The sequence below is a fragment of the Acinetobacter sp. AG3 genome (assembly GCF_022343575.1).
Taxonomy (GTDB): Bacteria; Pseudomonadota; Gammaproteobacteria; order Pseudomonadales; family Moraxellaceae; genus Acinetobacter; species Acinetobacter guillouiae.
In genome coordinates, this window is sequence record NZ_JAKQZD010000001.1 from 3,443,155 (window position 1) to 3,469,397 (window position 26,243).

The window sequence follows — 26,243 nt, forward strand, 5'->3', positions numbered from 1 at the left end:
ACGGCTTGTCATATCGTATATTTCCAACTTTAACCTTATAAATCATAAACTTATATAGTGTTAAACAGTGTCAGAAACTTGAATTTGGCGGAAGCGGTGAGATTCGAACTCACGGAGGACTCACACCCTCGTCGGTTTTCAAGACCGGTGCATTAAACCGCTCTGCCACGCTTCCAATGGCGGCTATCATATAAATAAAATTGCAACTTGGCAAATCTTTTTCAGTATTTCTTCAATCAAATGTACAAAATAAAGTCAAATCTCGCTAATTTGATGAATATTCAAGCTATTCATAACGAATTGAATTGATATACCAACGTTTTTTCCCTGATGGTGTATCCACTTCTGCCTCATCATCAACTTGTTTAGACAGTAAAGCTCTTGCCATCGGTGAATCAATTGAGACATGTTGCGGATGATGGTCATAAATTTCATCTACTCCGACCAGACGTATGGTTTTTTGTTCACCTTCGTCATTTTCTATTTCAACCCAAGCACCAAAATACACTTTACCTGCTTGTTCCGGAGAAAAATCGATAATTCGTAATTCTTCTAAACGCTTCCCCAAATAACGTACACGACGATCGATTTTTCGAAGCAGCTGTTTATTATACTGGTAATCGGCATTTTCAGAACGGTCACCCAGACTGGCAGCCCATGTCACTTTCTTGGTAATTTCAGGTCGTTCTTCGCGCCAGAGATGTTGTAACTCGGCGACCAACAGATCATGCCCTGAACGGGTAATTAAATTAGATTTCATGATTTAAAACCATTTAAAATACATATGCACTTGATACTTATTTTTTAAAAAATGTTGCTACAGTCTACAGCCAATAGCGTAAAGATGTCAGCTCAAAAATAGCGCATTTTAAGTTTTAAAAAGTAATAAAATCGTTTTTTTCCTATTTAAATTCAGACAGAAAATTCAATCAGAAAATCTTTTAAAAGTGGTAATTCTTAACTTACATTTGGAACATTTGCTTACAGTTTTTGGCAGCGTATTTCAGTTTTAAAATTTCTGCATTTTTTAAAAAAATATTCTGTTAAAAATCATTATCTTAAATATTTTAAATTGATCATTTTTCATACAAAGTTTGACAGATCTAAAAACCGCCTATATTATGCGCACATGTTTTATGAGTTTATTTTTTTAATTTTGTAGTTTTTCTGCAAAATCTTTCTATCCCACATGTCATTTTTTGAATGACGTTCATGACTGCCCACCCTTATTGAATTTACCAACTATAAGAAGTTTTTAAGCGTTTTTGTGCTTATTACTTTTTAGGGCAATAAATTACTTGTAGCGGAGACAACATGCACAGTAGTTCAACCTCTGGGTCGAGGCTTAGCCTTAACTCATTTTTTCGTGCGCTGCCAATCAAAACTTTAGTTTTATCCACTGCATTAATCCCTTTTAGTATTAATGCGAGTAAGAACAATCAATACAATGCTGTAGTTAATTCGAGTAAATTGACTGTAGTTGCGGTTTCCAATCCAAGCATCGTGTTTAAGGATGGAGACTATAAGCATGGCTTCGGCTATGACTTAGCCCATAACTATGCTGAAAGTTTAAACGTTAAACTTGAGCTTAAAACTGTTTCTGACAATGCAACAGCATTGAAAATGGTTGCTCAAGGTAAGGCGAATTTTGCGATTACCACCGCAAATATGCAAAGCATCGAAGCAGAACGCTTAACCTCATTTTCAGCAAGCTGTGGTGATTTCAACAGTTTAAAAAGTAATGGTTTAAACCCAGAATTAAATTGGGTATTTAAACAAGCTGAAGATCCATTAACAGCAACAGCAAGTGGTTTCATTTGCCAAAGCAAACAAAATGGTTCAACCCAGCAACTTGCCTCATTTTATAATCGTAATGTCGTTAAGAAAGATGATTGGAACGTGATCCAACGTGACCTAAGTTCTCGTCTACCGATTTATAAAGCCAGCTTTAAGCGCTCTGCGCAGCAATATGGCCTAGATTGGCACCTACTTGCTGCAATTGGTTATCAGGAATCATATTTAAAACCAGACTCTGTTTCTCCCACAGGTGTCCGTGGTTTGATGATGTTGACCAATACCACCGCCAAAGAAATGGGTGTCAGTAATCGTAGTGATCCCGCTCAGAGTATCCAAGGCGGTGCAAAATATTTTGATATGATGTTGAGTCGTTATTCTTATATTCGTAATCCAGATCGTCATTGGTATGCTTTGGTTGCATACAATATGGGTCCTGGTGCAGTTGAAGGTATTCAAAAGCGCATCAAAGCACAAGGTAAAGATCCCAATGACTGGATGAATCTTTATAATTATTTGACACGTAATCAAGCAAGTAATGGTCGTTATAAACAAGCAGTACAGTATGTCACACGTATTCGAGCTTATTTAGAACACATTAAGACCACACCTCGATTACTAGAAATTTAATCTGTATTTTAAATCGATTGGATTTGTAAAAATCAGGCAATAAAAAAGCTTACTCTCGGGTAAGCTTTTTTATTGTAAAAAGATTAAGCAGTTTGCTCTAATACTTTCTTAAATAAATCTTTTTGCTCTTGGCTTGGTTTGGCAGTTTGTAAAGCCATCAATTGAGACATATCACCTTGAACTTTGATTTTGCCTGTCATAAATGCTTGCATTGCAGCAGCCATATCAAATTCTAAGAATACTTTACGAAGTGTTTCAGCATCCATGTTCAATGTTGTTTTCGCATTTGCAGAACTACCTTTGACGATTTTTCCGCCGTCTAAAGCAAGCTCTGTGTTGCCATCTGCATCTGCAACAACCAAATTAATTGCTAAACCTGAAAGTGCTGGTGGTAAGTTTAAATCACCTGCTTCAGCAGTTAATTTTTCAACATTTGCAAACCAATCATCAGTTAAAAATGCAGGCATGTTCATTCCTCAAATTATTTATTCAATTTATTGTGTTATCTATCCAGACAACATCAGGTTGAAGCAGTTTTGCTTGCCCAATGTTATAGCATGATAATTTCAATTTGGGCTAAAGTTTTTTGTACGGACTGTTCATGTTTTATCGGTTTTATCGTTTTATTTTTTTAAATCAGGCACTCATCTCAATATGAATGCCCGATTCGTTCATTTAATTGGCAAAAAAGATCAATCTGCTGCAAAACTAAGATTTACAACATCTAAACGCTTTTTCATTTCTTCCGTATCACATTTCATATCGAATTCGCGTTCTTCATCCAATTTTTCAAAATCAAATAAATCACGGTCAGCCAATTGTGATGGTGAAACATTCTGTAATGCACCAAAAATACTGTGCAAACGTTTTGGATATTGTTTATCCCAACCACGTAGCATATCGTTTAACATGGCACGTTGTAAGTTTTCCTGAGAACCACATAAGTTACATGGAATAATCGGGAATTTACGAATTTCAGCATATTTGATGATGTCTTTTTCTTCGACATAAGCCAAAGGACGAATCAAAATGTTCTTTTTATCCGAAGACAATAATTTTGGCGGCATCGCTTTTAAGCTACCACCATGGAATAGATTCAAGAAGAACGTTGCAATGATATCATCACGATGATGACCCAATGCCACTTTGGTCGCACCAATCTCTTGCGCAAAACCGTAGAGTGAACCACGGCGTAAACGTGAACACACTGCACAGTAAGTTTTCCCTTCAGGTGTCAAACGTTTGGTGATGCTATAGGTGTCTTTTTCCAAAATATAATAAGGAATATTATTTTCTTCCAAATATTTCGGTAACACATCTTCAGGAAAACCAGGTTGCTTTTGATCCAAGTTCACTGCGACAACATCAAAGTTGATCGGTGCAATACGTTTAAATTGCAACAAAATATCAAGCAAGGTGTAACTGTCTTTCCCACCAGAAACACAGACCATTACCTTATCGCCTTCCTCAATCATTTTAAAGTCACGAATTGCATGGCCGACTTGACGACGAAGTTTTTTCAAAAGACGATAATAAGCTGAACTTGTTGGAAGCTCTGGTTTAAAATTAAATCCTTGTTCGGACTCAACTGGCGAGTACATAGACGAGATAAACCCATAAAAAAATACTGGGCAATTTTATCTGATTTGAACGTTAACCGCATCTAAAGATTTTTTTATTTTGCATCAATTTTTATCTGGTCATCTTCCTGTCGTATTTCCACATTTAAAATAGACGGCTCAGTTCATTTTTTAGCCGAAGTGCTTATCTTTTGGACTTTTCCACAGTTTTCCACAAAACCTGTGGATAAAATTGTGGATTGTTTGGGGCTTGACAAAGTTTTCTCACGCAATGATGGGCATTCTCTTTAGATTGATCATTTTTTAACCATTATATTTTATATATATTTTTCAATTGTTTAGCATAGTCAATAAATATATTTTAAAAAAAATATAAAATTTTTTTTGATTAATATGCCAACAAATAGCACTTGCTTTTTCGCGATTGTATTGTTAAAACTCAATTCATAGTTTTTCTTGTTCAATAACTTTGTTAAACTCCCAAAAATTGGGGAAATATTTTAATTACTACAAAATGAAAAAATTAATTACGGGTTCACTAGTATCTATTTTAGGGTGTATGAGCTTTGCTTCATTTACATCGCAAACGTTTGCAGGTCAAATTTATTTCTACAAAGACCAAAATGGGACAACCTTACTAACCAATCGCAAAAATTCGGATCGTTCACTGCAAAAAGTCAAAGTGACTTATTATAAAGACAGTAATATTCACAGTTATAGCAACTGGGGCAGCTCAGAATCCGCAGTACTGCCAAGTTATAGTAAAAGTAAAAACTCTTTTGACAGTATTATCCGCCAAGCTGCGCAGACGCATGGTGTGTCTGAAGGCTTAATCAAAGCAGTAATGCATACTGAGTCTGGCTTTAATACCAATGCCCGTTCTCCTGTCGGTGCACAAGGCTTAATGCAACTGATGCCTGCAACGGCTCGTCGCTTCAATGTGTCTAATTCTTATGATCCACAGCAAAATATTTTTGGTGGTGCCAAATATCTCAGTTGGTTAATGAAACGCTTTAATGGCAATACCAGTTTAGCTTTAGCGGCTTATAATGCGGGTGAAGGGAATGTCGACAAATACGGCGGTATTCCTCCCTTCCGTGAAACCCAAGACTATGTCAAACGTGTCACCAGTCGTTTAAACAACCTATATGCTGGTGGTTTAAATTTATCTGCAAATAATCTTGGCACTTCAACCAGTACTGGACAGATCATTGCCCAATCAAATCAAAATGATTTCTCCAATCAAGTCGAGCCGACACCACAAATCAGCAACAGTTCAAATATTCAACCCGTAAAATATAGTTCTCGACCAATTATTATTGCTTCTGATGGGACTTACACAGATGCTCCTGCGGGTTCTTATTCAACAGCACATGCCAGTGCGACAGCACAAATCACCATTGGCAACTAATCACTTAAGCGCTTAATATCCCCAAAATTATGTTGCTAAAATAGAAAATAATGCACTTAATTTGTGCAATTACATATTTTCAACAAATTGCTGAAAAAAATAATGTTTTCTCTAATACAGAGAATCTTTTTTTAACTTGCCTATTTTTTTAAATAAATTGCTTATCCACTATCCATTTCATTTGAAGTTGTTATTTTTTGCCCGCTAGATTTTTCCCATTATTCTTGAATTTTAATCATCTAAACCTCATATTGAATTTCATGATTTATTTAATACGTCATATTATTTATTATTTATAAGAGGATTCTCTCCATGATGCGGATTGGTTTGTTTTTGCTAACCAACCTCGCGGTACTGGTTGTAGCTGGCATTATCCTATCATTATTAGGTGTTGGTAGTTACTACGGCGCTGGCGGTCTTAAATTAGGCAACCTGATGGTCATCTGTTTAGTGTTTGGTATGGTAGGTTCTTTAATCTCCCTATTTATGTCCAAATGGATGGCGCTAAAAACCACAGGTACTGAATTAATCGACCCGAATGCTCCTCGTAACCAAGCCGAAGTTTGGTTATTACAAGAGGTTGCTCAACTTTCACAACGTGCTGGTATTCAAATGCCAGATGTTGGTATTTTCCCATCTTATCAATCCAATGCATTTGCTACAGGTTGGAACAAAAACGATGCGCTGGTATCGGTTTCAACAGGTTTGCTCGAACGCATGAACAAAGATGAATTGCGTGCCGTGCTTGCGCATGAGATTGGTCACGTTGTCAATGGTGACATGGTCACATTATCCCTTATTCAAGGTGTAGTGAACGCCTTTGTAATGTTCTTTGCCCGTGTGGTTGGTGATTTTATTGACCGTAATGTCTTTGGTCGTCAAGATGGTGAAGCGCCTGGATTGGCTTATTTTGCAATTACCATCGTGCTTGATATCGTCTTCGGTATATTGGCTTCGGCAATCGTAATGTGGTTCTCTCGCTATCGTGAATACCGTGCAGATGAAGCTGGTGCTCAACTTGCAGGTAAAGAAGCCATGATTTCCGCTTTATTGCGTCTACAGGCTGAATCTGAAATGCCAGATCAAATGCCAAAAGAAATGAAAGCTTTTGCGATCGCAGAAGGTAAAGAGCAAGGTTTTAGTTTGGCTGCTTTATTCCAAACTCACCCAAGCATCGAGCAACGTGTTGCCGCTTTACGTCAACTTAATTTGCCTTAATCTATACACGCTCGCTCAATCGCAGTGATCTAATAGAAAAACAAAGCCTCCAATATGGAGGCTTTGTTTATGGGTACATCATATTCTTAATTTTTGCTTGTTCGATATTTAACCTGCAATTGCTATCTTTCTTATTTATTTACTATCTTTATTTCAATACCAATACGAGGAATTAATCTAATTGGATACAACGGATTAAACTTCCATTCGGATCAATCACACAAAACATATCAATTTCTTCGAGATACTGGATTTCTGTTATTCGTGCTTCTGGGAATTGTGCCCAATCTAAACCTTGCCAAAAATGAAACAGATCTTGCAAGACATGTGTTCTTAAGCAGGCACTAAACCATGATTCTTTTGGATTTAAATCGGGGTGATGGAAAAACTCAACCAGCAAACTGTCCTTACTTAAGATCATCCATTCTGCAGACTGATAATCACACTGAAAACCTAAGAATGCATAAAATTTACGAGTATGATCAAAATCAATAGCAGGAAGGTTTGCCGAAATATAATCTTGCATGATCACCTCTGTATTTTAATATCTACATTTTCAAATCAATTCAATGTTGGAATCTATGCACGATAGCTTTGATACCAATCCCATAACATATTTACGCCAAACCACATCGCAAGTCCAATCAGGATCAAAACAATCAAGCCTAAAATATCGGGAATATGAATCCAAATCCAAGCAATGACAGGATTACGCCAAAATGCTGAATGCTGTTGCTTTTGTTCTAGCTTCTCATGTAAAAATGGGTGAACCACATGATCATCGCTGTAAATCTGATATTCTTCTTGAATATGGTCATGTACAACGTCTAGGGCTTTACGACTGGGCCGGATAAAAATATCAAATAAGGTTCCAGCAATCGGTATACACCCCACGACACCGTCAATCACAGCCAGTTTTAATACCCCATTGAGTTTTGCTTGAGGCACGCCAATCTGTTTGGCTTTATAAACCGCATAACAGGTCAACACAAAACCCGCGACATCACCAGCAATCGGTATGGTACTGAGTGCTGCATCTGCCCCTACCCCTTGTTTGGTAAATGGAATACGCACCACTGAATCCATCATATTGGCAAATTTAGCCAAATCTCGTTCAAGTTTAATGACTTCTTGAGTAGATAATTTTTTTTCTGTACCCATAAAGATTTCAATTTTTTGACATGGTGAAGTTAAATTGATCATACCCAATAAATTCAGTATGTTGTGTATAAGTTTAATATTTACAGTAGCAAAATCTTATCAATACAATAAAAAAGGCTGAGCGCTCTTTTAAACTACTCAGCCTTTTAGGATATACAACGGGATTAATCTAAGAACTTAACCACAGTCCCCGGTTGAACCTTACGACCTAAATCATTGGCATCCCAATTGGTCAAACGAATACAACCATGAGAAGCAGTCTTTGAAATTAATGAAGGATTCGGCGTACCATGAATACCAAATGTCGGTTTACTTAAAGCAATCCACATATTGCCAACAGGACCATTTGGACCAGGCGGTAATGCCAGCTTTTGACGGTTGCTCCCTTGAACAAAGTTTTTCGGGTTATAACCATAGACAGGGTTTGCGGCAACTTTAATGACCTTATGCGTTCCTTTCGGGGATGGTGTACCAGAACCCCCAATTGTGGCAGGAAAAGATGCAATCATTTGATTTGCACTATTGTATAAATAAAGTTGTCGAGCAGGCTTATGCGCAATAATTAAGGCCACACCTTCAGGCAAATCATTGCGTACAATCGGTACATTGATGGTTTCGCCTACTTTTTTAAAGTTAGCTTTTGGATTGAGTTGTTTAAGAAAGTCTTCATCAATATGAAACTTTTCACCTAACATTTCAGTCACACGGGTGTAATACAGACCCGGCATTTTTGCTTGTTGGGCATAATTTCGCGGAATTGATTTGGCATAAGGCCCTTTAATATCCGCTGCAGTAATTTGATAAGTTCCAAACGCTGCAGATTTTTGATTTTTTAACAAACTGTCCCAAGTCTGTTTATCCAGTTCACCACTAATCGGTAAACTTTTAATCTGTTGATACGCAGCAAGTGCTTTTAAAAAGTTCTTGCCACTTTTACCGTCGATTGGCCCTGGCGAAGCATGTAAATTATTGAGCATCACTTGTGCACGGGCATAAACGGGGAATTGCCCTCTGCCAATATTTTCTGTCCAATTGGCTGTATTGATACTATTGACTGACCAATCTTGTTTTAAGTCCGCTTTTATCGCTTCTTGACTTTTATCAGCTTTAACATTTTGTTTGGCAAAAATTTGACTTTGAATATTTAAACCCACAAGACACATGATGCAAATCAGGTTTGGCAGAAACTTGCCCATATAAAGCTCTCTATTAACTCAATATTATAATTGATGTACTTATCTAATAAACTATTGTATTACAGACACATAGTATACTGATCTCGAACAATAAAAGCGACGTCACACACACCTTGAACGATCATTTATATTCTCAAGGCTTTAAACACAATTGTATAAGATCAATAGTGTGTTTATTCATAAAATGAAAATTATGTATGCTGGAAGTTTATCTTTGTATGACTTTATTATCATTTTTTAAGAAAAATATGCAATAGTACATTTTGACTATTTAATCATTTAAAAACGGTAATTTTAAAATAAATTCAAATTAAGCAATTGAAAATCATTGCCATGTTATACAGTTGTAGATTTTCTACTCAGCATTAGCACCCAATCATGACACACACATGACCAATCCGAACAAAATATAAGCTTTAGATTTGTTTTTAATCATTTAATTTGAATTATTGATTAGAAATAGCTGTTATCATTTTAAAGTGTTATAGATTATCATCTCATTTATTTTGTCAGTAAGAATTGCCTTGAATACGATCACTTTGCTTCAGCCAGATGACTGGCATGCCCACCTGCGTGATGGTCTTGCCTTAAAACGTACAGTTCCAGATCTAGCCAAACAATTTGCCCGTGCGATTTGTATGCCGAACCTCGTTCCACCTGTGAAAACTGTAGATGAAGCGAATGCTTATCGTGACCGTATTATGGCACATGTCCCTGAAGGGGTTGATTTTGACCCACGTATGGTACTGTATTTTACCGACCATACTTCTCCAGATGAAGTTCGCAAAATCAAAGAGTCTCAATTCGTCAATGCAATTAAACTCTATCCTGCTGGTGCAACAACCAACTCGGATAATGGTGTCAGTGACATTCGTAAAGTCTATGCAGTGATTGAACAGCTTGAAGAACATCAAGTGCCATTACTATTACATGGTGAAGTTACTCATCAGCATGTGGATATTTTTGACCGTGAAAAACGCTTTTTAGACGAAGTACTTTCACCGTTACTGAAACAATTTCCGCAATTAAAATTGGTGTTAGAACATATTACCACCAGTGAAGCCGCGCATTTTGTGCTTGAACAAGATCGTAATGTTGCTGCGACGATCACACCACAACATTTAATGTTTAACCGTAATGATATGTTGGTCGGTGGTATAAAACCGCACTTTTATTGTTTACCGATTTTAAAGCGTCAAACTCATCAACAAACTTTACTTGAAGTTGCCACAAGCGGTAGCCCTAAGTTTTTCTTAGGTACTGACAGTGCACCACATTCTAAAAATGCCAAAGAAAATGCATGTGGTTGTGCAGGTTGCTATAGTGCACCTACAGCAATTGAGCTTTATGCTCAGGCTTTTGATCAAGTCAACAAAATCGAACGCCTAGAAGGTTTTGCCAGTATGTTTGGTGCAGACTTCTATGGTTTGCCTCGCAACACAAATAAGATTACCCTTGTGAAAGAAGAGCAGGTAATCCCTGAAAGTTTAGATTATTTGGATGGTGAACACATTATTCCACTTTATGCTGGAAAAACCATCCAATGGAGAAAGGTGTGACAACTGAAACATTACCTGTGATTGGACAACGCTTTCGTGGTTTTTTACCCGTTGTGGTTGACGTTGAAACAGCAGGTTTTAATGCAGATACCGATGCATTGCTTGAAATCGCATGCATCCCGATTGTGTATGATGCTGAAGGAAAATTTGTTCCAGGTGAAGCACATCATGCACACATCAATCCTTTTGAAGGTGCAAATTTAGATCGCCGTTCTTTGGACTTTATTGGTGTAGATCCATTTAATCCAATGCGTATGGCAATGGCTGAAGACGAGAAAACAGCATTAAAGCGTATTTTTAAGGCGGTTAATGAAGTGCGTCGTCAGCAACATTGTACCCATGCGGTCTTGGTCGGACACAATGCCCATTTTGATTTAGGCTTCCTAAGAGCTGCAATTGCGCGAACTGGCAGTAAAAATCAAAACCCTTTTCATAGTTTTTCTGTATTTGATACTGTGACTTTAAGTGCGGTCATGTTTGGTCAAACTGTTTTGGCTAAATCATGTATTCAAGCTGGAATTGAGTTCGATGGTAAAGAGGCTCACTCGGCCTTGTACGATACTCAAAAGACGGCTGAACTGTTTTGCTATATTTTGAACAAACTGGCACCTCACTTACTTGACAATTTGGTGGCGGATCAATAAGATATCGCCATCTTCTAAACGACCCTATCGTCTAGAGGCCTAGGACATCGCCCTTTCACGGCGGTAACCGGGGTTCGAATCCCCGTAGGGTCGCCATCTAATTATTCTTATAATTTCTTTCTCTCTTTTTTGATCTTCTTGATTCAATTATTTTATTTCATCCCTTTTCTTTAGACTTTAGAAGCTGACGGTTTATTTTATTTTGTCAATTTTGGCATTTTAATCTAAAATATCTCTTTAAAGTTCAATGACATCAAATATGCAATCACCTGATCAATCGAATCAGCACACTGTCGCTGATGGGCAAACTATTGTCTTAAAAAGATCCATGACCAAACGCCACCTGATCATGTTGTCATTAGGCGGTGCAATCGGTACAGGCTTATTTTTAAGTTCAGGTGAAGTGATTGCACAAGCTGGACCGATTGGTGCAGTGATTGCCTATATCATCGGTGGTTTAATTGCCTATATGGTGATGCTGTGCTTAGGTGAACTTGCGGTCAATCAACCTGTAACCGGATCTTTTGGTGCTTTTGCAGCTAAAAATATTGGACCGGGTACAGGCTACATGGTGTCGTGGATGTACTGGCTTGGCTGGTCTGCCACCTTGGGGACTGAATTTACCGCAGCAGCCATGCTGATGCAGGAATGGTTTCCAACAACCTCCATCTGGTTATGGACCTTGGTCTTTATTGTTGCCGTCTTGATTTCCAATCTAACCTCAACACGCTTTTTTGCAGAGTCAGAGTTTTGGTTGTCTTTTGTTAAAGTTGCAACGGTACTGATATTTATCTTACTCGGCCTAACCGCAATATTTGGGTTAATCCCCTTTCATGGTCATGAAACTGCACCCTTATTCAGTAATTTAACCGCACATGGTTGGTTACCCAATGGTTTATTTCCTATTTTTGCCACCATGCTGATTGTAAATTTTGCCTTTAATGGTACTGAGATGATTGGGATTGCTGCTGGTGAAACTGAAAATCCTGAAAAAAATGTCCCAAAAGCGATTCATGCTGCAGTTTGGCGGTTAATGATTTTCTTTGTTGGTACCATTATTGTCATCAGTTCATTATTGCCCTATCAAGATGCAGGCCTAGCCGCGCATGGTGAAGGGATCAGTAATAGTCCATTTGTTTCTGTATTTAACTTGATTGGAATTCCTTACGCAGAAGACATCATGCGTTTTGTGATCATTACAGCACTTTTGTCCACTGCAAATTCAGGCCTATATGCGGCATCTCGTATGATGTGGGCGCTTTCAATTCAAAAACAATTACCTCGAGTTTTTTCCAAACTGACCAAATCAGGTACCCCTGTTGTTGCAATTTTTGTGACCATGATTGGAGGTTTACCCGGTTTACTGTCGGAGCAATTTGGCGCAGATGTCATCTTTAAAAACTTACTCGGTGTGGCAGCATTTACCATGGTTATCGTGTGGATGAGTATTTGCTGGAGTCAGTTTAATTTCCGTCGTAAATGGCTGGCCAGCGGTAAAACACTGGCTGATTTAAAATTTAAAACGCCGTGGTATCCAGTCGTACCGATTCTTGGCTTTATTACCTGTACCGCAACTGGTTTAAGTATGGCAGCAGATCCGGAAATGCTTTCTGGCTTTATTGGTTGTTTAGTGTTTATGGCAGCATGTTATGCAACTTATTACTGGCTTTATCATCAGAAAAATTAAGTCGCAGTGTAAATCACTGATCAGCCCGTATTCATACGGGCTTTTCTATTTTAAACTTTTAACCAACAGCATAATTTTTAAGTGATTCATATATAAATCAAGCCGTTTTTATTTGATTTGGATTCTTCTAAAAAACAAAAAATAGTTTTATGGCTAAATTAAAAACAAATACATGATGATTCGCTTATAGATTCATCAGTTAAACGCTTTTTCGATAAATCCATTTTGACAAAAATATCTTTTATCCTTAATATACGCATCACCTCATTACGACCCTATCGTCTAGAGGCCTAGGACATCGCCCTTTCACGGCGGTAACCGGGGTTCGAATCCCCGTAGGGTCGCCATATTTGAGATTGTTTCCAACACAAAACTTTCTCGTAAAAAAGCCTGAGCAATACGACTCAGGCTTTTTTATATCTATCGTATTTTAAAGCAGTTAAAAACCACCATCCCGTCATATTTAAAAGATTGTTTTTCCACCAATAATCTGAATTTTTAATTTAAAATAATCAGTACAGAGTTAAATATAAATAATTGATTTAAATATTTATTTATAAAAACCATAAAATCACGGTGATTTATAGTATTGCTTATTGAGCATTAGCAACACTCAATCATTGCACTATTTATGAATTGGGCTAAAATAGCGCGCTTCTTGTTTTATTTCCATCTGAAGCTTATGCAGTCATCACCAAATCAAAATGATGCTCAGGTATCATCTAATTCTTCACCACTCAAACGAGCAATGAGTACTCGTCACTTGGTGATGATTTCGCTTGGTGGTGCAATCGGTACAGGGCTTTTTTTAGGTTCTGGTGAAGTAATCTCACAAACCGGTCCGATTGGTGCCATTATCTCTTACATCCTCGGCGGTGTAATTGCCTATATGGTGATGCTGTGCTTAGGTGAACTTGCGGTTCATATGCCTGAGTCTGGTTCGTTTGGTACTTATGCACAACGATACATTGGTCCAGGTACAGGATACACCGTTACTTGGCTGTATTGGCTAACATGGTCAGCAACACTAGGCACTGAATTTACTGCTGCGGCTTTGTTAATGCAAGAATGGTTTCCGCATATCTCGATGTGGTTATGGACCCTGATTTTTGCAGCAATCGTGTTTGGCTTAAATATGAGCTCAACCAAATGGTTTGCCGAATCTGAGTTCTGGCTCTCTTTGGTTAAAGTCATCACGGTAATCGCTTTTATTCTTTTTGGTCTCTTAGCAATTTTTGGGATTTTAAATTATCAGGGACATACTTCAGCACCGTTATTTAGTAATTTGACCGATGAAGGCTGGTTCCCACAAGGTCTATTCCCAATCTTCACCACCATGTTAATCGTGAACTTTGCCTTCTCTGGTACGGAGTTGATTGGCGTTGCTGCGGGTGAAACTGAAGATCCTGCGAAAAATGTGCCTAAAGCCATCAATACTGCTATTTGGCGTTTATTGATTTTCTTTGTCGGTACAATCATTGTCATTAGTGCATTGCTACCTCACCAAATGGCAGGATTACATGCTGAAGGGGTCAGTAGCAGCCCATTTGTTACCGTATTTGATCATATTGGTATTCCATACGCAGAAGATATTATCCGTTTTGTGATCATCACTGCATTGTTGTCTGCGGCTAACTCAGGGCTATTTGCAGCGTCACGTATGATGTGGTCGCTCTCAGCCAAGAAACAGCTTCCAGCATTATTTTCTAGGGTCAATGCACGCGGTATTCCATATATTGCGGTGATTGTCACCATGTTCGGTGCATTACCTGGTCTGCTTTCAGAGCAATTTGCACCTGAAACTATTTTTAAAAACTTGTTGGGTGTGGCTGCGTTTACCATGGTTGTGGTGTGGATGAGTATTTGTCTGAGCCAATTTAATTTTAGACGTCAATGGTACAAACAAGGTCATACCAAAGCTGAATTAGGCTTTGCTGCGCCATTGTTTCCAATTGTGCCGATCTTAGGTTTTATCTTCTGTTTAATTACCTGTATCAGTATGGTATTTGACCCTGAGATGGTGGTTGGCTTTATTTGTTGTTTAATCTTTATTGCCATTTGCTATATCAGCTACGCATTTTTATATAAAGATCAATCACAACCCTAAACAAGATCTAACTGATCATGCCTAAACAAAAAGTGTAGCCATTGGCTACACTTTTTGTACATTCATAGATAGTCAAAATCAGTTTAAACTCGTAATTTAATAGCCAAACATAACAATCTATAAAAACCCCAATGAAGATTATTTTTATTCACGGTATGAACCAGCAGAATTATAATGCTGAGAGTTTAAAGCAACATTGGGTTGATATTCTTCAACAGGGAATCGATGAACTTAAACTGCCTATTTCAACAACACAATTAGATATTCGCTTGGCTTTTTATGGTGATTTAATCAGTAAGCACCAATTAAGCAATCGCTTTGACTTAGAAAGCTTTCTGCCTAAATCATGGGTAAACTTCCACTTTCATAAACATACAACAACGCCAGCCACGACAACTTTAAATGTCGCTCCCACAATTCCAATACTGCCCTACTTCATGCCTGAGCATGACTTAAAACTGTCTAAACGCTTGTATTTGGCTTCGCAATTGTTAAAAGATAAGGCGCTTAAAGAGTTCTCTTTAATTTTAAATAATTTTCCAAAACTTCATGAAAGTCTGATTCATAAATTTCTGATCGAAACTTATTTATACCTCGCCAATCCTCAGTTTATGGATGAAGTCCATCAACGGATACTCGCTAGCTTAGAACCCGATCAACCGCATATTATTGTTGCGCATTCGTTAGGAACCGTGATTGCCTATAATCTTTTACAACAGCTACAAGCAAACTACCAGATACAACGCTTTATTACCTTAGGCTCACCACTCGCCTTTAAAGTGATTCAGTCTAAACTAACACCACCCATCAAAAGACCAAATTGTCTAAATGGTGATTGGCATAATTTCTATTCACCAGATGATTTTTTAACCGCTTTTCCGTTGATCAATGCACCCTTTGACTTTCAACCCGCAATTTTAAATACCGCGATTTCAACGTTTATTCATACTCCTCATCAAATCGCAGGCTATTTACAACATCCTGCGGTGATTCAAAATATTTTAGATCCCATTCTGTACCCCAAGCCGTAATAATGGTCTTAATTTTAACCATTTTGCTCATATTGCTTTGTTTTTATCCATATAAACGCAATTTCAGTTTTTATTGTGGAAAAAAGTTTGACACCTGCCAGTATTCGCCCTAATATACGCCCACCTCTGAAACGACCCTATCGTCTAGAGGCCTAGGACATCGCCCTTTCACGGCGGTAACCGGGGTTCGAATCCCCGTAGGGTCGCCATTAATTTAATGGTTTAGTTTCAAGTGTCTGCCTCAATTTATTGACCCTATCGTCTAGAGGCCTAGGACATCGCCCTTTCACGGCGGTAACCGGGGTTCGAATCCCCGTAGGGTCGCCACATTCAAGAATGTATGTATATACCGCTTCTTATAAAAAGCCTGAGCATCATGACTCAGGTTTTTTTATGCCTGCTATATTTCCAATCAATTCAAGCCAGCAACCGAGTCAACCATTTTCAGTTTCTTTGAATTAAAAATTGCACTTCGCGCAATCACAGTTTCTTGCAATGGAATATGCTGTCCATAGCGTTGTTGCATAAGTGCTTTAACACTTCGATCTGTGAGATCAAAACTTTGTAATTTTTCCAAGGGCGCCAATTCTATTCCTAAAGCGTATTGATAAGCTTTCCATACAATTTCAGAGCAATAAATTGCGTCATCATTCCATTCAAAATAAACATCATAGGGTTTATTTAAATAAGTCTCGGCCTGTTTGACTAACTTGTGCTGTTGCTCTGCAGTTAATTGAGGTTGATAACGCTTTACGACATAGGCTTTATTTACACCACGATTGATCCATTGTTGAAGCGGTGTATATTTCACAGGCTGAATCGCCCCCAAAACCAAAGCTTGACCTTGTTTCATCACAATCATTCCCATGTGGCTATATGGCGAATGGGTGGCTTTTTGAATCACAAGACTTTGTGCAGATTTAGAGCTATGAAAAATAATATCCCCTGTCTGATACTCTGCGGCATATATCGAGTTAACGTAAAACAACACTGTCAGCAACAAGAGTTTGAACGGTTTTCTTAACATCATTTAAATCTTAATTTTGATCTTATTTATCTTGGATTTAATCTAACAGAGTAGTAAAGCATTGCCTAAACTTTGCAATAAAAAAGGAGCAAAATAAACTTTCATTTTGCTCCTTTAGCTTTTAATTCAAATCAAAAACATCAGCTGTTTGTGATTTTGCTTTTAACTTAATCCATCATCAAGACAAGAGCAAAACACGATCATTCATCATTTAAAGCACATTCAAAACTACTTGGGGTTTGACCACATCGAACCTTTTTCAAAATTTTCATCATTGTTGGGTCATAGAAGCCTTCTTTGGTCATCTGAATACGTGCTTCACGCATAATCTTAATATAGCCTGGTTTGTCTGCTTCACGAATATCAAACCAATATTTATCTGGAACTTCTCGCTCCAGTTTATCGACAAACTGAAATGCTGGGCTGAGTTGTTTAGAAATCATTTCCCGTGCGATTGGTCCCATACCTGCAGGGAACTTATTCCGATGCATGATTAATGTGCCTGTCACCTGTATCAAAGGAAAGCGAATAATACCACCAACCACATTGCCATTTTTATCAGTCATACCCTTTTTCAATTCTAAAGGCTTAAATAACAAAGCAGGCCCCGCCATAATATCGACTTCTTTGTTATTGAACTTTCCACCCACTGTTAATAGATCAACAGAAACAGGTTGTGCACCAACATTTTGCACCAGCTTCTTTTGAGTACCGTCAAAGTTCATGACCGCTACTTTTTTCCCTGCTGCTTTTGATAAGGTATCAATACGACGATCATTGACCATGATATACGCAGCACCTAAAGGAACAATCCCCACCACTTCATAATCACGATTGACCATTTTTGCATCGTACTCAGGTCGTGCAAGTAACTGGATCACGGTGGTTAATTGCTTATAGTTTTGTACTGCCCCAATAGCATCAATACTGCCGACAAACGGATTAAACTGACGTGCACGAATGTTACTGATTCCAGCACCATCACAACGTTTACTGCGGAAATCCTCAGTCAATACACGCTCATCGGTATAAACTCTTAAATTAATATCCGTAGAAGCGGTTTTCTTTAATTTTGGATAATTTAAATCAATATGCATCGACAATTTGGTTGGACGGGTAATTTTCATATCCACCCCAAATTCCTTAGCAATCTGTGTAATTCGTGGTAGTTCACTGATATAACTGGTCGCTTGTTCAAAAGCTTCACTATTGGCGCCATCAGGAGAATACACACACAGCGTGACTGTTTTGGGAATCTGTTGCCAAACTTTTGGATCATTCATTAAGGTTTTAATTTTATTTTTTGAATGTGCAGATAACTCAAGATCCAATTTTGGTGCTGCTGGAGCGGCATAGCTCATCAGCGGTAAACTGCTCGCCAATGCGAGCATTGAGATAACAAACCGTCGTGACAAGGTATGAGATTGTTGTTTTAGCTGACTTTGCATGGTGTTTTCCTGTTTATTTTCGTGCTTATCCATAATCATCACTCACGTGAATTTCTTCTCAGCCTAATTGAAGTGCTTTCATTTGCAATTGACTGAGCAAAATCCTACATTTGTCAGAATAGATACTCTGGACTTAAAATGTAGAACATCACTATTTAATCTTGTTTTATCAAACGATTAGCATAATAGCTTAAAACTGCCCATTTATCGTAAACTCTAGTGAATAAAAGATAATCAAAATAACATCTTGACCATTTCGTTATAAATGCTGTTTATCAATTCATTGTATACTGGCAACAGTTTAGTTTTAGCATTCAAAACATGGATCAAAATTCACAACTGCGTAGATCTTTAAGACAACAACGACAAAAGCTGACCAGCAATCAACAAATGGTCATTGAATTGCAATGCTTTAAACAGATGCTACGCCATCGCCATTTTTTTAATGCGCAGAAAATCGGATTATATTTAGATGCTTTTGGTGAAATTCAAACCAAATTGCTTATCGAATATTGCTGTGCGATTGGAAAAACCGTGTATTTGCCCATGATATGTAATATGAACAAAAAACTGGTTTGGGTCAAAATATCAAATCGGCAGTTTCGCAATCGACGCTTTTCTTTACATCGTCTTGGGATGTTAGAGCCCATGGCAAGTCGTGCTAAACATATTTCAATACTCGATCTGGTGGTTATGCCTTTATTGGCTTGTGATTTAAAAGGTAGCCGTATGGGCATGGGAGGCGGTTTCTATGATCGAACGCTTGCATCAGCTGCACACCGCCCACATCGACTCGGTTTAGCCCATAATTTTCAGTTACTCACCCACGAGTTAAAAAGAAATCCATGGGATCAGCCCTTAGATAGCTTAATTACCCCAGCAAAAACCTATTATTTTCGCCGTTAAATTGACCAATAAATGCAAATAGGTTTATTTGTTAATCAAATAGTTGCGATTTTTTAAACTTTTTATTTGGCAAAGCCCTTGTAATTTTTGAAATACACATCACTATAAAAAACATGGCAACACCGTTGTCACTCATTAGGAGTGCCCATGTCTGAGATTATTATGAATCAAGAAAACTTAGAGCCACAGGTTCCAAGTGTATTACCGCTTTTAGCGTTGCGTGACGTGGTTGTGTACCCACATATGCAAATTGCGCTATTTGTGGGTCGTGAAAAATCGATCAATGCAGTTGATGTGGCTCGTAACAGTGACAATTTAGTATTTGTAGTTGCGCAAAAAGATTCGCTTACAGAAGAAATTGATCACGACAACTTATATCAATATGGTACCGTCGCAAAGATTGTACAAGTTGTGAATCATGAAAATGATGAAAACTGTATCAAGGTACTGATTGAAGGCTTACATCGTTCTAAGCTGGTTGAAATCATCGACAATGATGAATACTTATCGGCTGAACATGCATTAAGCCCAATGACCATATCTGTAGATAAAGATACTCAAGCAACACGTGTAGAAGAATTACGTGCACTGTTTTCACAGTATGCAGAAGCCAAATTACGTAATGCACGTGAATTGATTGCAGCAGCAAATAAAATCGACGATTTATTACAATTGTTGTTCTTTGTTGCAACCCGTGTACCTTTAAATATCGATGTAAAACAAAAATTCCTAGAGCACGATGAGTTTGAAGCACACTTACAAGAGCTAATGACTTATTTATTGCAACAATCTGAAGAACAACAGATTGAGCAAACATTGCATGACTCTGTAAAACGCCAAATGGAAAAGAACCAACGCGAATACTTCCTCAATGAGAAGATGAAAGTCATTCAGCGTGAACTTTCCGATATGAATGGTGGTGCGGAAGATGATGTTGCTGAAATTGAAAAACGTTTAGCGGAAGCTGATTTACCTGAACATGTGCGTAAAAAAGCTGAAAACGAATTCCGTAAACTCAAAGCCATGCAACCTGCGTCAAGTGAAGCTGCTGTTGTACGCAACTATATCGAGGCCATTTTAGATACGCCTTGGAATAAAGCCAGCAAAGTCAGCATTAACTTAGCCAAAGCTCAGGAAATTTTAGATACAGACCACTATGGTTTGGATGAAGTTAAAGAACGTATTGTTGAATACCTTGCGGTGCAATCACGCGTGAAAAAACTTCGTGGTCCAATCCTTTGTTTAGTTGGTCCTCCTGGTGTTGGTAAAACCTCACTCGGGGAGTCAATTGCCAAAGCAACTGGTCGTGAATTTGTTCGTATGGCACTCGGTGGTGTCCGTGACGAAGCAGAAATTCGTGGTCATCGTCGTACCTATATTGGCGCGATGCCGGGTAAAATTGTGCAGTCGTTGACTAAAGTTGGCGTTAAAAACCCACTGTTCTTGCTCGACGAAGTGGACAAAATGGCACAGGATTATCGTGGTGATCCAGCTTCTGCCCTGCTTGAAGTACTTGATCCATCACAGAACAACAAGTTTAACGATCACTACTTAGATCTTGATCTTGACTTGTCTGAAGTGATGTTTATCTGTACTGCAAACAGCATGAATATTCCTGAGGCTTTATTAGACCGTATGGAAGTAATTCGTTTACCGGGTTATACCGAAGACGAAAAAGTCAATATTGCAGATCGTTACCTTGTTCCAAAAGCAATCAAGAACAATGGTTTGCGTGGCAAAGAATTGACTGTTCATGAAGAAGCGATTCGTGACATTGTACGTCGTTATACCCGTGAAGCTGGTGTACGTAGCCTTGAACGTGAAGTATCGAAGATTGCACGTAAAGTGGTGAAAGAATCAGTCAGTAAGAAAGCGAAAAACTTACATATTGATGTCACTGCTGAAAACTTACCTGAATATTTAGGCGTGCATAAGTTTGATTACGGTATGGCGGAAGAAGAAGCTCAAGTGGGTCGTGTAAATGGCTTAGCATGGACTTCTGTCGGTGGAGAGTTACTAACTATTGAAGTTGCAGCTGTAAAAGGTAAAGGTAAATTTATTACCACGGGTTCACTCGGCGATGTAATGAAGGAATCGATTACTGCGGCAATGACTGTGGTTCGTACACGTGCTGATGAATTGGGTATTGAAGCTTCTCGTTTTGAAGAAACTGACGTACACGTTCACTTACCTGAAGGTGCGACACCGAAAGATGGACCATCTGCAGGTTTGGCTTTAACCACTGCTCTGGTTTCGGCATTCACTGGGATTGCAATTCGTCCTGATATTGCAATGACAGGTGAAACCAGCTTAGGTGGCCGAGCAATGCGTATTGGTGGCTTAAAAGAGAAACTTTTAGCAGCACATCGTGGTGGTGTTAAACTGGTGTTTATCCCGCAAGAAAACGTTCGTGACTTAGCTGAAATTCCTCAGAATGTGAAAGATGGTTTGGAAATTAAAGCAGTGAAAAGCATCGATGAGATTCTTCCACTTGCTTTGGTTGAACAACCTACGCCATTGGTCAAAGCACCAATCGTTAAAGCGGTTGATGAAGGCAAAAAAGCTGCACGTCATTGATCCAATGATCGAAAAAGAGAACGCTTCGGCGTTCTTTTTTTATGTTTATAATCAAGGGTCTGTTGACATTTCATAAATCGATTGCGTTGTAGGTTAAAATTGAGCATGAGACGTATACGTCGTAAAGCAGGAAACGAAGAGAATAGCGAGACTATTTTCGAGTTTCATAACGTAGGCTGAGATAATTTTAGCCACAACCCTTCGGGACTAGAGTGTTTTTTGCCGCTACGTCGTTACGAATTACTCATTTAGAATGACTAAATTTCGTATTTCGCGCCTAGTATCGCCTAAAAAACACACGTCGTCGCAAACATAGACGAATTGTCAACAGACCCTATTGTTTCTTTAAGTTTTTCTTGAAATATTGATTAAAAAATAAACTTATTTACAAAATACAGCTGCTCTTGAGTTAAGTTTGTCATAAGCTAATCACAATAAAGTCTAAAAATAGAGTTTAAAGGCTCAACTGCCCTTAAGCTTATAAATACAGCCATATATGGTCATAAAACCGATAACAGCAAAATAAAAGGACACGTTTATGTCAAATCCAGTGTGTTGGTTCGAAATCTATGTCAATGATATGGCACGAGCTAAATTATTTTATCAAACGGTGATTGGTGTTGAGCTGAGTTTACTCAGTGATCCAAACGATTCATCGGTGGAAATGTGGACATTTCCATCGGATATGAGCCAATACGGTGCAACAGGCTCATTGGTTAAAATGGAAGGCATTTCTGCTGGTGGAAACAGTACAATTGTCTATTTCAGTAGTGAAGATTGTGCCATTGAAGAAGCCCGAGTAGCAGCCGCTGGCGGTCAAGTTCATCAAACAAAAATGTCGATTGGGCCTCATGGGCATATTGTTTTGGCGATTGATACTGAAGGCAATATGTTTGGTATTCACTCAATGAATTAATCGTGAGTGAACTCAACGACTGCTGGTAATTTAAAATTGGCAACTAAACTGGTTGAAAATTATACGAACATCCTCATATATAAATTATACAAGTATGCGCGCTGTAAGTGTGGTTACTTAACGTCGATTTGGTCTCCAGACAGATCAACGTTAAAACACAGTCCTACCCATTTTGGACTGTGTTTTTTTATGGGTAACTTAGGGCTGATTACAAAAGCTTATCCCAGAAAAACGATCTATTGACTTAAAGCGTATAGATTTATGACCGGTTCTGCTGCCATTGTGCATATTTTTGACTAATCACGACTGCCATCAAATCATAATTATCCCATGTATCATCCACAGCATAGGTATCCGTCAAACCTTTAGCATCAACTAAGATTTCACCATAATCTTTAAAATATTCATGGCTCTCATAATAGGCTTGGGTAAATTCAAAGCCATGTTCATTTAAATCTTCTTCCCAAAATTTTTCATCGCACATATTGATCAAAAACTGTCGTCCAGTCATTTGACGTGTGCGGACTTGTTCTAATTCATCAACACTTTCTTCTTGATGAAACTCACCTTCCAATTGGTTATTGATAATCCAGGCTAAATAAATTCCAATATGTGTCCCACCATTTTCATATGGAAAGCCTGCTTGCTCTGCGGATTCGCCATGCCAATCAATACGATCTATTGCCATTATTTATTTTTCCTTGTGATTATTTATTTAGATCTTTAAACAGTATAAACACTTATTTTATATTTTTTAATCCAAAAACTAAGCAATTAAAGATAAAAAAGCCCTAAAATTAATTCAGGGCTTTTTTATAAGCTGTAAAATAAAGGAGATCAACCTTGGAAATAACGTAAATCTAAACGACCTTCATAAACGGTTGCAGTCGGCCCTGTCATCCAAACCACATCGCCTTCTTTCCATTCGATTTGTAATTTACCACCAGCCAACTCAATTTCTACATTATTGGCAAGTAAGCCACGACGCATTCCAGAGACTGCGGCTGCACAAGCGCCTGTACCACATGCCATCGTTTCGCCGACACCACGTTCAAACACCCGTAAACGCGCATGCTTTTCATCAACAATTTGCATAAAACCAGCATTCACCCGTTGTGGGAAACGCGCATGTGCTTCCACTTGAGGGCCAATTTTGGCAACATCTGCAGTTAAAACATCGGGAACGATTGTCACCGCATGTGGATTGCCCATATTGACCACATCAATAGTCAGCAATTCATTATCTTTCAATGCGATGTCATACAATGCATCTGGTTCATCTGCAAGAAATGGAATCTCATTGGGTAAAAATTTTGGATAGCCCATGTTGACACGCACCCAACCATTTTCGCCCAACTCAGGTTCGACAATACCAGCGCTGGTTTGAACTTTAAAACGTTTTTTATTGGTCAACTGACGTTCATAAACAAACCGCGCAAAACAACGTACGCCATTGCCGCATTGCTCTACTTCTGAACCATCAGCATTGAAAATACGATATTTAAAATCAACATTGGGAAAATCTGGTGGTTCAACAATTAACAGTTGATCAAAACCAATCCCGAAATGGCGATCAGCCAAACGGCGAATGGTCATTGCATCAAAAAATGCACGCTGGCTGATTAAATCAACCACCATAAAGTCATTGCCCAGACCATGCATTTTGGTAAATTCTAATAACATTTAAAATGGCTCCTTAAGGCAATAAGCTTTCATTTTCCCAAAGTGATTCAATCGTTTCTCGCTTACGAATCACATACGATTGGTCAGCATCGACCATGACTTCAGCAGCACGACCACGGCTGTTATAATTTGAACTCATGACAAAACCATACGCACCTGCACCTAAAACAGCAAGATTGTCATTTTCCTGAATGGCAAGTTCACGTTCTTTACCAAGAAAATCGCCCGTTTCACAAATGGCACCCACGATATCCCAAGTCTTTGCTTCAACATCTGTACGCGATACCACAGCTTGAATGTCCATCCACGCTTGGTAAAGCGATGGGCGAATCAAGTCATTCATTGCAGCATCAATAATCGCGAAATTACGATGGTTGGTTGGTTTTAACAAATCAACTTTCGTCACCAATACCCCAGCATTTGCTGAAATACTCCGCCCCGGTTCCATATAGACTTTTAAGCCTAATTTCTCTAAAGCTGGACGCATTGCGTTGGCATATTCTGCAACACTTGGCGGTGTTTCATCTTTATAGGTCACCCCTAAACCGCCACCAATATCGATGTGTTTCAGCTGGATGCCCAATTCTTTTAATTTTGCAATCATCATAATGACGCGGTCAAGCGCATCTACGAAAGGTTGTGTTTCAGTTAATTGCGAACCAATGTGACAATCAATCCCAATCACATCAAGGTTGGGTAAAGACGCTGCATATTGATAGGTTTCAAAAACTGAATCTGATGGAATACCAAATTTATTTTCTTTTAAACCTGTCGAAATATAAGGATGGGTTTTCGCATCTACATCTGGGTTTACCCGTAACGAAATCGGAGCTTTTTTGCCTAAACCTGCCGCAACTTTCTGAATACGATCAAGTTCAGCATGAGATTCCACATTGAAGCACGCAATCCCTACTTCTAGGGCTTTTTGAATATCTGCTTCTTGTTTGCCTAAACCTGAGAATACGATTTTTGTAGCATCTCCACCTGCGGCAAGGACCCGTGCAAGCTCACCACCTGTAACAATATCAAAGCCTGAGCCTAATTTTGCCAATACATTCAATACCGCAAGATTTGAGTTTGACTTCACCGCAAAACAAATTTGATGATCGATAAAGCCAAATGCCTGATCCATATCCAAATAATGCTTTTCAAAAGTTGCCTTTGAATAAACATAAAGCGGTGTGCCATATTGCTGCGCGAGTTGATCTAAAGAACATTGCTCTGCATGCAATACCCCATGAATGCGGGAGAAACTCATGAATCTATCCTTTCAATGAAAGTGTAATTAGGTTTAGTTTGAAGTGGCTTGAGACGCTGGCACAGATTGATCTGCAATGGCTGTCTGATCTTGCACTTTTGCCTTGCTTTGGGCAGCTTTATTGGCATCTTTTGAATAAAGCAAATATTTGGCACGTTTGTCATAGTCTTGACTGTTTGCCAACTGCAAATTTCCTGATTGACCACAACCCACCAACACCGCACTTGCTAAAACTAAACCGATGCCACAAATTGCAAAACGCATTTGTTCACCTATTTCCAAAATTTTCGTCAGTATACCTTATACCTTGAATCTAAAATATAGACCAAAGCGGAAGCCTTAAAGCTTAAAATGAGAATAAAAAAAACGCCAGTAAATTACTGACGTTTTCTTATCAATATCATTGAAAT

Annotated in this window: 23 protein-coding genes and 5 tRNA genes; 15 read left to right on the forward strand and 13 right to left on the reverse strand. The window is 38.5% G+C overall.

From position 1 onward, the window contains the following. Positions 1–85: 85 nt before the first annotated feature. Positions 86–175, reverse strand: a tRNA-Ser gene (locus tag L3V46_RS15915). A 111-nt stretch (positions 176–286) separates the two neighbouring features. Then, positions 287–760, reverse strand: a complete 474-nt coding sequence (gene greB, locus L3V46_RS15920) for a transcription elongation factor GreB (RefSeq protein WP_004722375.1) — start codon at positions 758–760, stop codon at positions 287–289. Positions 761–1,314: 554 nt separating this feature from the next. Between greB and L3V46_RS15925 the strand changes: the two genes are divergently transcribed. Continuing rightward, complete coding sequence (locus L3V46_RS15925; protein WP_004722376.1) at positions 1,315–2,424, forward strand: transglycosylase SLT domain-containing protein; 1,110 nt, start codon at positions 1,315–1,317, stop codon at positions 2,422–2,424. Between the two features lie 83 nt (positions 2,425–2,507). On the opposite strand, the gene L3V46_RS15930 is transcribed toward L3V46_RS15925, so the two are convergent. Together L3V46_RS15930 and ttcA are read right to left on the reverse strand one after the other, a co-directional pair. Continuing rightward, positions 2,508–2,891, reverse strand: coding sequence for an SCP2 sterol-binding domain-containing protein (locus L3V46_RS15930; RefSeq protein WP_004722377.1), 384 nt, complete (start codon positions 2,889–2,891; stop codon positions 2,508–2,510). A 225-nt stretch (positions 2,892–3,116) separates the two neighbouring features. After that, positions 3,117–4,025, reverse strand: coding sequence for a tRNA 2-thiocytidine(32) synthetase TtcA (ttcA, locus tag L3V46_RS15935; protein ID WP_004722379.1), 909 nt, complete (start codon positions 4,023–4,025; stop codon positions 3,117–3,119). A 493-nt stretch (positions 4,026–4,518) separates the two neighbouring features. Between ttcA and L3V46_RS15940 the strand changes: the two genes are divergently transcribed. After that, a complete protein-coding gene (locus tag L3V46_RS15940; RefSeq protein WP_004819722.1) occupies positions 4,519–5,415 on the forward strand; it encodes a lytic transglycosylase domain-containing protein in 897 nt (298 codons plus the stop codon). Between the two features lie 312 nt (positions 5,416–5,727). Continuing rightward, complete coding sequence (htpX, locus tag L3V46_RS15945; RefSeq protein WP_239046221.1) at positions 5,728–6,633, forward strand: protease HtpX; 906 nt, start codon at positions 5,728–5,730, stop codon at positions 6,631–6,633. A 172-nt stretch (positions 6,634–6,805) separates the two neighbouring features. On the opposite strand, the gene L3V46_RS15950 is transcribed toward htpX, so the two are convergent. The 3 genes from L3V46_RS15950 to L3V46_RS15960 all read right to left on the reverse strand — a co-directional run bounded on the left by L3V46_RS15950 (position 6,806) and on the right by L3V46_RS15960 (position 8,990). Further along, positions 6,806–7,159: a bleomycin resistance protein gene (locus L3V46_RS15950; protein WP_239046222.1), complete on the reverse strand. Its 354-nt coding sequence runs from the start codon at positions 7,157–7,159 to the stop codon at positions 6,806–6,808. Between the two features lie 53 nt (positions 7,160–7,212). Further along, on the reverse strand, positions 7,213–7,794 hold the full coding sequence (locus tag L3V46_RS15955) for a DUF4112 domain-containing protein (protein WP_034618064.1): 582 nt from the start codon (positions 7,792–7,794) through the stop codon (positions 7,213–7,215). Between the two features lie 164 nt (positions 7,795–7,958). Then, the gene (locus tag L3V46_RS15960; RefSeq protein WP_209826659.1) at positions 7,959–8,990 is read right to left on the reverse strand and encodes a L,D-transpeptidase; all 1,032 of its coding nucleotides are present in this window, start codon (positions 8,988–8,990) and stop codon (positions 7,959–7,961) included. A 524-nt stretch (positions 8,991–9,514) separates the two neighbouring features. Between L3V46_RS15960 and pyrC the strand changes: the two genes are divergently transcribed. From pyrC to L3V46_RS16005, 9 genes are all read left to right on the forward strand, one after another. Further along, on the forward strand, positions 9,515–10,549 hold the full coding sequence (pyrC, locus tag L3V46_RS15965) for a dihydroorotase (RefSeq protein ID WP_034618057.1): 1,035 nt from the start codon (positions 9,515–9,517) through the stop codon (positions 10,547–10,549). Continuing rightward, entirely contained in the window at positions 10,534–11,193 is a 660-nt protein-coding gene (rnt, locus tag L3V46_RS15970) for a ribonuclease T (protein ID WP_004722393.1), read from the forward strand. Before pyrC ends, rnt begins: the two co-directional genes overlap by 16 nt. Positions 11,194–11,213: 20 nt before the next feature. Beyond that, positions 11,214–11,289: transfer RNA gene (locus L3V46_RS15975), tRNA-Glu, on the forward strand. A gap of 163 nt (positions 11,290–11,452) precedes the next feature. Continuing rightward, entirely contained in the window at positions 11,453–12,880 is a 1,428-nt protein-coding gene (locus L3V46_RS15980; RefSeq protein WP_035370888.1) for an amino acid permease, read from the forward strand. A gap of 271 nt (positions 12,881–13,151) precedes the next feature. After that, positions 13,152–13,227 (forward strand) — tRNA-Glu (locus tag L3V46_RS15985). A 335-nt stretch (positions 13,228–13,562) separates the two neighbouring features. Continuing rightward, entirely contained in the window at positions 13,563–14,987 is a 1,425-nt protein-coding gene (locus tag L3V46_RS15990) for an amino acid permease (RefSeq protein ID WP_034618380.1), read from the forward strand. A 131-nt stretch (positions 14,988–15,118) separates the two neighbouring features. After that, positions 15,119–16,018 carry a hypothetical protein gene (locus tag L3V46_RS15995; protein ID WP_239046223.1) on the forward strand — a complete coding sequence of 300 codons (900 nt, stop codon included), beginning with the start codon at positions 15,119–15,121 and terminating at the stop codon, positions 16,016–16,018. Positions 16,019–16,151: 133 nt separating this feature from the next. After that, positions 16,152–16,227: transfer RNA gene (locus L3V46_RS16000), tRNA-Glu, on the forward strand. Positions 16,228–16,269: 42 nt separating this feature from the next. Next, positions 16,270–16,345: transfer RNA gene (locus tag L3V46_RS16005), tRNA-Glu, on the forward strand. Positions 16,346–16,430: 85 nt separating this feature from the next. On the opposite strand, the gene L3V46_RS16010 is transcribed toward L3V46_RS16005, so the two are convergent. Together L3V46_RS16010 and L3V46_RS16015 are read right to left on the reverse strand one after the other, a co-directional pair. After that, positions 16,431–17,045, reverse strand: a complete 615-nt coding sequence (locus L3V46_RS16010) for a YiiX family permuted papain-like enzyme (RefSeq protein ID WP_239046224.1) — start codon at positions 17,043–17,045, stop codon at positions 16,431–16,433. Positions 17,046–17,245: 200 nt separating this feature from the next. After that, positions 17,246–18,436, reverse strand: a complete 1,191-nt coding sequence (locus tag L3V46_RS16015) for a putative solute-binding protein (RefSeq protein WP_224965497.1) — start codon at positions 18,434–18,436, stop codon at positions 17,246–17,248. A 378-nt stretch (positions 18,437–18,814) separates the two neighbouring features. Here L3V46_RS16015 and L3V46_RS16020 point away from each other — a divergent pair, with 378 nt between their 5' ends. From L3V46_RS16020 to L3V46_RS16030, 3 genes are all read left to right on the forward strand, one after another. Continuing rightward, a complete protein-coding gene (locus tag L3V46_RS16020; protein WP_239046225.1) occupies positions 18,815–19,399 on the forward strand; it encodes a 5-formyltetrahydrofolate cyclo-ligase in 585 nt (194 codons plus the stop codon). A gap of 147 nt (positions 19,400–19,546) precedes the next feature. Continuing rightward, positions 19,547–21,976 carry an endopeptidase La gene (lon, locus tag L3V46_RS16025; RefSeq protein ID WP_004722406.1) on the forward strand — a complete coding sequence of 810 codons (2,430 nt, stop codon included), beginning with the start codon at positions 19,547–19,549 and terminating at the stop codon, positions 21,974–21,976. A gap of 538 nt (positions 21,977–22,514) precedes the next feature. Then, on the forward strand, positions 22,515–22,892 hold the full coding sequence (locus L3V46_RS16030; RefSeq protein WP_034617484.1) for a VOC family protein: 378 nt from the start codon (positions 22,515–22,517) through the stop codon (positions 22,890–22,892). A gap of 259 nt (positions 22,893–23,151) precedes the next feature. On the opposite strand, the gene L3V46_RS16035 is transcribed toward L3V46_RS16030, so the two are convergent. From L3V46_RS16035 to L3V46_RS16050, 4 genes are all read right to left on the reverse strand, one after another. Next, complete coding sequence (locus tag L3V46_RS16035) at positions 23,152–23,580, reverse strand: hypothetical protein (protein ID WP_239046226.1); 429 nt, start codon at positions 23,578–23,580, stop codon at positions 23,152–23,154. 149 nt (positions 23,581–23,729) lie between these two features. After that, on the reverse strand, positions 23,730–24,575 hold the full coding sequence (dapF, locus tag L3V46_RS16040) for a diaminopimelate epimerase (RefSeq protein ID WP_239046227.1): 846 nt from the start codon (positions 24,573–24,575) through the stop codon (positions 23,730–23,732). A 13-nt stretch (positions 24,576–24,588) separates the two neighbouring features. Further along, positions 24,589–25,833: a diaminopimelate decarboxylase gene (gene lysA / locus L3V46_RS16045; protein WP_239046228.1), complete on the reverse strand. Its 1,245-nt coding sequence runs from the start codon at positions 25,831–25,833 to the stop codon at positions 24,589–24,591. A 33-nt stretch (positions 25,834–25,866) separates the two neighbouring features. Next, the gene (locus L3V46_RS16050; RefSeq protein ID WP_004819690.1) at positions 25,867–26,097 is read right to left on the reverse strand and encodes a hypothetical protein; all 231 of its coding nucleotides are present in this window, start codon (positions 26,095–26,097) and stop codon (positions 25,867–25,869) included. Positions 26,098–26,243: the final 146 nt, after the last annotated feature.

Excerpts from the sequence above, each read along its gene's own strand:
- greB (WP_004722375.1), bottom strand. The coding sequence starts at position 760 with ATGAAATCTAATTTAATTACCCGTTCAGGGCATGATCTGTTGGTCGCC.
- L3V46_RS15925 (WP_004722376.1), top strand. The coding sequence starts at position 1,315 with ATGCACAGTAGTTCAACCTCTGGGTCGAGGCTTAGCCTTAACTCATTT.
- L3V46_RS15930 (WP_004722377.1), bottom strand. The coding sequence starts at position 2,891 with ATGCCTGCATTTTTAACTGATGATTGGTTTGCAAATGTTGAAAAATTA.
- ttcA (WP_004722379.1), bottom strand. The coding sequence starts at position 4,025 with ATGTACTCGCCAGTTGAGTCCGAACAAGGATTTAATTTTAAACCAGAG.
- L3V46_RS15940 (WP_004819722.1), top strand. The coding sequence starts at position 4,519 with ATGAAAAAATTAATTACGGGTTCACTAGTATCTATTTTAGGGTGTATG.
- htpX (WP_239046221.1), top strand. The coding sequence starts at position 5,728 with ATGATGCGGATTGGTTTGTTTTTGCTAACCAACCTCGCGGTACTGGTT.
- L3V46_RS15950 (WP_239046222.1), bottom strand. The coding sequence starts at position 7,159 with ATGCAAGATTATATTTCGGCAAACCTTCCTGCTATTGATTTTGATCAT.
- L3V46_RS15955 (WP_034618064.1), bottom strand. The coding sequence starts at position 7,794 with ATGGGTACAGAAAAAAAATTATCTACTCAAGAAGTCATTAAACTTGAA.
- L3V46_RS15960 (WP_209826659.1), bottom strand. The coding sequence starts at position 8,990 with ATGGGCAAGTTTCTGCCAAACCTGATTTGCATCATGTGTCTTGTGGGT.
- rnt (WP_004722393.1), top strand. The coding sequence starts at position 10,534 with ATGGAGAAAGGTGTGACAACTGAAACATTACCTGTGATTGGACAACGC.
- L3V46_RS15980 (WP_035370888.1), top strand. The coding sequence starts at position 11,453 with ATGCAATCACCTGATCAATCGAATCAGCACACTGTCGCTGATGGGCAA.
- L3V46_RS15990 (WP_034618380.1), top strand. The coding sequence starts at position 13,563 with ATGCAGTCATCACCAAATCAAAATGATGCTCAGGTATCATCTAATTCT.
- L3V46_RS15995 (WP_239046223.1), top strand. The coding sequence starts at position 15,119 with ATGAAGATTATTTTTATTCACGGTATGAACCAGCAGAATTATAATGCT.
- L3V46_RS16010 (WP_239046224.1), bottom strand. The coding sequence starts at position 17,045 with ATGTTAAGAAAACCGTTCAAACTCTTGTTGCTGACAGTGTTGTTTTAC.
- L3V46_RS16015 (WP_224965497.1), bottom strand. The coding sequence starts at position 18,436 with ATGCTCGCATTGGCGAGCAGTTTACCGCTGATGAGCTATGCCGCTCCA.
- L3V46_RS16020 (WP_239046225.1), top strand. The coding sequence starts at position 18,815 with ATGGATCAAAATTCACAACTGCGTAGATCTTTAAGACAACAACGACAA.
- lon (WP_004722406.1), top strand. The coding sequence starts at position 19,547 with ATGTCTGAGATTATTATGAATCAAGAAAACTTAGAGCCACAGGTTCCA.
- L3V46_RS16030 (WP_034617484.1), top strand. The coding sequence starts at position 22,515 with ATGTCAAATCCAGTGTGTTGGTTCGAAATCTATGTCAATGATATGGCA.
- L3V46_RS16035 (WP_239046226.1), bottom strand. The coding sequence starts at position 23,580 with ATGGCAATAGATCGTATTGATTGGCATGGCGAATCCGCAGAGCAAGCA.
- dapF (WP_239046227.1), bottom strand. The coding sequence starts at position 24,575 with ATGTTATTAGAATTTACCAAAATGCATGGTCTGGGCAATGACTTTATG.
- lysA (WP_239046228.1), bottom strand. The coding sequence starts at position 25,833 with ATGAGTTTCTCCCGCATTCATGGGGTATTGCATGCAGAGCAATGTTCT.
- L3V46_RS16050 (WP_004819690.1), bottom strand. The coding sequence starts at position 26,097 with ATGCGTTTTGCAATTTGTGGCATCGGTTTAGTTTTAGCAAGTGCGGTG.